The sequence below is a fragment of the Streptomyces sp. NPDC051172 genome (assembly GCF_040682555.1).
Taxonomy (GTDB): domain Bacteria; phylum Actinomycetota; class Actinomycetes; order Streptomycetales; family Streptomycetaceae; genus Streptomyces.
The window spans coordinates 1-1,244 of record NZ_JBFBBE010000389.1; the positions used below are offsets into that span (position 1 = coordinate 1).

Sequence of the window (1,244 nt, forward strand, 5' to 3'; positions counted from 1 at the left end):
GCGATCTGAATCCGATGACCATCCTCGACGCCGAGGGGTCGTGGGTGTGGGACGGCGAGGGTCGGCCCATGGTCGACTTCAGCGGCCAGCTCGTCTTCACGAACGTCGGCCACCGCCACCCGAAGATCGTGGCCGCGATCCGCGAACAGGCCGAGACGCTCGCCACCGTGGCCCCGCAGCACGTCAACGACGCCCGGTCCGAGGCAGCCCGGCTGATCACCGAGCGGCTGCCGGAGTCCATCAACCACGTGTTCTTCACGAACGCGGGCGCGGAGGCCAACGAGCACGCGGTGCGGATGGCACGCCTGCACACGGGTCGGCACAAGGTGCTCTCCGCGTACCTCTCGTACCACGGCGCCACGCGCCTGACCGCGAACCTGACCGGCTCCCTGCGACGCGTGGGCTCGGACTCGGCGTCCGACGGCGTCGTGCACTTCCAGCCCGCGTACACGTACCGCTCCGCGTTCGGCTCGGAGAGCGATGAGCAGGAGGCCGAGCGCGCGCTGGCCCACCTGCGCGACGTGATCGAGCTCGAGGGTCCCTCCACCGTGGCCGCCGTGGTCCTCGAGGCCGTCCCCGGCACCGCGGGCATCTTCCTGCCGCCGCCGGGCTACATGGCCGGCGTCGGGGAGCTGTGCCGCGAGCACGGGATCCTGCTGATCATCGACGAGGTCATGGTCGGCTTCGGCCGCGTGGGCGAGTGGTTCGGCCACCAGCTCACGGGCGTCACCCCGGACATCGTCACGTTCGCCAAGGGGGTCAACTCCGGGTACGTGCCGCTGGGGGGCGTCGCCATGAGTGACGACGTCTACGAGAGCTTCGCGACCACGCCCTACCCCGGCGGCCTGACCTACTCGGGCCACCCCCTCGCGTGCGCGGCCGCCGTCGCCGCGATCACCGCGATGGAGGAGGAGGGCATGGTGGCCCACGCGAAGCGCATCGGCGAGGAGATCATCGGGCCGCGGCTGGCCGAGATCGCCGCGGCCCATCCGAGCGTGGGCGATGTGCGCGGCGCCGGCGCGTTCTGGGCTGTCGAGCTGGTGAAGGACCGGCAGACCCGGGAGCGGCTGGCCCCGCTCGGTCAGGTGGCGCCCGTGATGGGGCGGATGATGGCCGAGGCCAAGGACCGCGGGCTGCTGCTGTTCATGGCCGAGAACCGGTTCCACCTGTGCCCGCCGCTGAACATCTCGGACGAGGACCTGCGCTTCGGCCTCGACGTGCTTGACCAGGTCCTCACCCTCGCC

At 71.4% G+C, this 1,244-nt stretch carries 1 protein-coding gene; it reads left to right on the forward strand.

Going from position 1 to position 1,244, the window contains the following annotated elements:
* Positions 1-5: 5 nt before the first annotated feature.
* Positions 6-1,244, forward strand: a 1,239-nt coding sequence (locus AB0N07_RS51360; RefSeq protein WP_365847931.1) for an aminotransferase class III-fold pyridoxal phosphate-dependent enzyme, incomplete at its 3' end; no start/stop codon positions are given.